Raw genomic sequence first — 3,400 nt, forward strand, 5'->3', positions numbered from 1 at the left:
GGGCTGGGGTGAGGGGGCTGCCGCACGGAACCACCGCACTCATGCCTCCACGCTCCGCCCCTTGATCGCAAACAGGCCCTGCGGCCGCTTCTGAATGAAGTTCACGATGAACACCAGCACCATGATCTTGGCCAGCACCGCGCCCTGCCAGCCTTCCAGCAGCTTGTTTACAACGCCCAATCCGAGCGCCGCATACACCGTGCCGGCCAACTGCCCCACCCCGCCCAGCACGACCACCATGAAGCTGTCGACGATGTAGCCCTGCCCCAGGTCGGGCCCCACGTTGCCCACCTGGCTGAGCGCACAACCGGCCAGCCCCGCGACACCGGCGCCGAGCGAGAAAGCCAAGGTGTCGACCTTCGCGGTATCCACACCCATGCACGCCGCCATCGGCCGGTTCTGCGTCACGCTGCGCACGAACAGGCCCAGCCGCGTGCGGGCGATCACCAGTGCCATGCCGGCCAACACCAGCAGCGCAAAAGCAATGATGAAGATGCGATTCCAGGGCAGCGTGAGATTGCTCATCACCTGAATGCCGCCTGACAGCCACGACGGGTTCTCCACCGGCACGTTCTGCGCGCCAAACAGCGAACGGACCGTCTGCATCAGCACCAGGCTGATGCCCCAGGTGGCGAGCAGCGTCTCCAGCGGGCGGCCGTAGAGCCAGCGGATGACGCTGCGCTCCATGAGCGCGCCGACCGCGGCCGAGGCCAGAAAGGCGACCGGGATCGCCACCAGCACATAGCTGTCGAACCAACCCGGCGCGTGCGCACGAAACAGGTTCTGCACACCCCAGGTCGCATAGGCGCCGATTATGATGAGCTCGCCGTGCGCCATGTTGATCACGCCCATCAGGCCATAGGTGACCGCCAGACCGAGCGCAGCCAGCAGCAGGATGCTGCCCAGGCTCAAGCCGGTGAACACCACGCCCAGTCGCTCGCCCCAGGCCAGGCGCGAGCCGATGGCGTCCGTCGCGCGGGCGAGTGCCTCGCGCACGGCCGGGTCGTTTTCGCCGCCTTGTGCGGCGGGTTTCAGCCGGTCGAGCAACAGCGCGCGCGTGCTGGCCTGATCACCGGCGGCAAGTGCCTGCGCTGCAGCGAGGCGCTGCGCCACCGAGCCGGAAGTCACCAGCGCCACGGCGCGAAGCAATTCGATGTCTGCCCGGAGCGAGGCATCGGTTTCGGCGGCGAGGGCCTTGTCGAGCAGGGGCAGCTTGCTCTCGTCGATGTTGCCTACCAGTGTGCCGAGGGCGGCGCGGCGCTCGGAGATGTCGGCCGAGAACAGCCCCAGCGCAGCGAGCGCCGCCTCGAGTTCGCCTCGCATGCGGTTGTTGTTGATCGCGTCCTCGGCGTCGTCCGGCAGGCTCGCTGCAGCGCCGCTCCCCGCTTCGACCGCTTCGCCGTCCCGCACGATGTAGGCGCGCTCGGCATCGAGCTTGACGGCGTCGTCGAGCAGCGCGCGCACCAGCACCGGCACGCGTGCATCCCCGGCGGTGAGCGCGGCTTGCAGCGCCGCAATGCGCGAGTCGCTGTCGCCGGCGGAAATGGCGTGCGCTTGCTCGGGGCTCAGCGCGAGCGCCCGGCCGCAGGCAACGGCAAGCAAGAACATCAGCAACGCGTTACGCCAGAAATGAGGCATGTCCATCGAATCGTCAGGGAGCGCGGTGCGCGTCGGCCGTGTGCCGCAGCAAGCCGCGCGAAGTCGTGCAGGCGACGGCCGCCGCACCCGCGGGCGACTGACATCGCAACGGCAAGAGCGGACGGCGCGCCATGGCGCCGTCCACCGGCCTTACATCTTCTTTTCGGGCTCGTCCTTCATGGCGCTGTTGCCCTGGATGTAGGGGCTCCAGGGCTTGGCCTGGATGGGGCCCTGGGTCTTCCACACCACGTTGAACTGGCCGTCGGCCTTGATCTCGCCGATGAACACCGGCTTGTGCAGGTGGTGGTTCTTTTCGTCCATCTTGGCGACGAAGCCGCTCGGCGCCTTGAAGGTCTGCCCGGCCATGGCGGCGATCACCTTGTCGGTCTCGGTGCTCTTGGCTTTCTCGACCGCCTGCTTCCACATGTGGATGCCGATGTAGGTGGCTTCCATCGGGTCGTTGGTGAGCGGCTTGTCGGCGCCCGGCAGACTCTTTGCCTTGGCGTAGGCGGCCCACTTGTCCTTGAACTCCTTGTTGGCCGCGCCCGGCACGCTCATGAAGTAGTTCCAGGCCGCGAGGTGGCCGACCAGCGGCTTGGCGTCAACGCCGCGCAGTTCTTCCTCGCCGACGGAGAACGCCACCACCGGCACGTCGGTCGCCTTCAGGCCCTGGTTGCCCAGCTCCTTGTAGAAGGGCACGTTGGAGTCGCCGTTGATGGTCGAGACCACGGCCGTCCTCTTGCCCTGCGAGGCGAACTTCTTGATGTCGCCGATGATGGTCTGGTAGTCGGAGTGGCCGAAGGGCGTGTAGGCCTCCATGATGTCGGCGTCCGCCACGCCCTTGCTCTGCAGGAAGGCACGCAGGATCTTGTTGGTGGTGCGCGGGTAGACGTAGTCGGTGCCCAGCAGCACCCAGCGCTTGGCCGCGCCGCCGTCCTTGCTCATCAGGTACTCGACGGCGGGAATGGCCTGCTGGTTGGGCGCCGCGCCGGTGTAGAAAACGTTCTTGCTGAGCTCTTCGCCCTCGTACTGCACCGGGTAGAACAAGAGGCCGTTAAGCTCCTCGAACACCGGCAGCACCGATTTGCGCGACACGCTGGTCCAGCAGCCGAAGGTGGCGGCGACCTTGTCCTGGCCGATGAGCTGGCGGGCCTTTTCGGCAAACAGCGGCCAGTTCGACGCGGGGTCGACCACCACCGGCTCGAGCTTCTTGCCCATCACGCCGCCCTGTGCGTTGATCTCCTCGATCGTCATCAAGGCCACATCCTTGAGCACTGTTTCCGAAATCGCCATCGTGCCGGAGAGCGAGTGCAGCACGCCGACCTTGATGGTGTCGGCCGCAAAGGCAGCGGGTGTGCAAAGGCCGGCTGCAAGCAGCGAGGCGGTGACGGCCTGGAGCGCGAATCGACGGTTCATGGTTTCCCCCTTCGGTTGAATGGAGCCACTTGTGCAAGGCCTGTGCCAAAGCATCCGGGCAGGAAGGCGCACGAGCAGCCGCAAGCCGCCGATCCGTTCGCAACGTGCACACCGCGGCGCGTTGCGCGGAGTGCTTTCACGAACCTCGCTGTGCATCGCGCGCACGACAACAGGGCGAGCACACCAATGCAGCGCCTCGCCGCACGTTGCTGGTGCGGCTAAGCTCGGCGCTGCGCCCTGAAAACGAGCGCCCCCGCGCCAAGCAAGGGCACGAGGCTTGCAAGACGCAACGCGCAATGCGCTGACGAAGCCTTTGTTGGAAAGGACACACGTGGATCTGCTCCCG

The 3,400-nt window shown here is 66.6% G+C and carries 2 protein-coding genes; both read right to left on the reverse strand.

Annotated elements, in window-relative coordinates:
* Window positions 1-39: 39 nt before the first annotated feature.
* Entirely contained in the window at window positions 40-1,638 is a 1,599-nt protein-coding gene (gene urtB / locus H0W38_RS19035; protein WP_292457112.1) for an urea ABC transporter permease subunit UrtB, read from the reverse strand.
* Between the two features lie 150 nt (window positions 1,639-1,788).
* Window positions 1,789-3,054 carry an urea ABC transporter substrate-binding protein gene (urtA, locus tag H0W38_RS19040; protein ID WP_292457109.1) on the reverse strand — a complete coding sequence of 422 codons (1,266 nt, stop codon included), beginning with the start codon at window positions 3,052-3,054 and terminating at the stop codon, window positions 1,789-1,791.
* Between the last annotated feature and the right edge of the window lie 346 nt (window positions 3,055-3,400).

This window comes from Methylibium sp. (genome assembly GCF_013817365.1).
Lineage (GTDB): Bacteria > Pseudomonadota > Gammaproteobacteria > Burkholderiales > Burkholderiaceae_C > Methylibium.

Bases quoted from the DNA above. Each gene is read 5' to 3' on its own strand.
- urtA (WP_292457109.1), bottom strand. From the start codon at position 3,054: ATGAACCGTCGATTCGCGCTCCAGGCCGTCACCGCCTCGCTGCTTGCA.
- urtB (WP_292457112.1), bottom strand. From the start codon at position 1,638: ATGCCTCATTTCTGGCGTAACGCGTTGCTGATGTTCTTGCTTGCCGTT.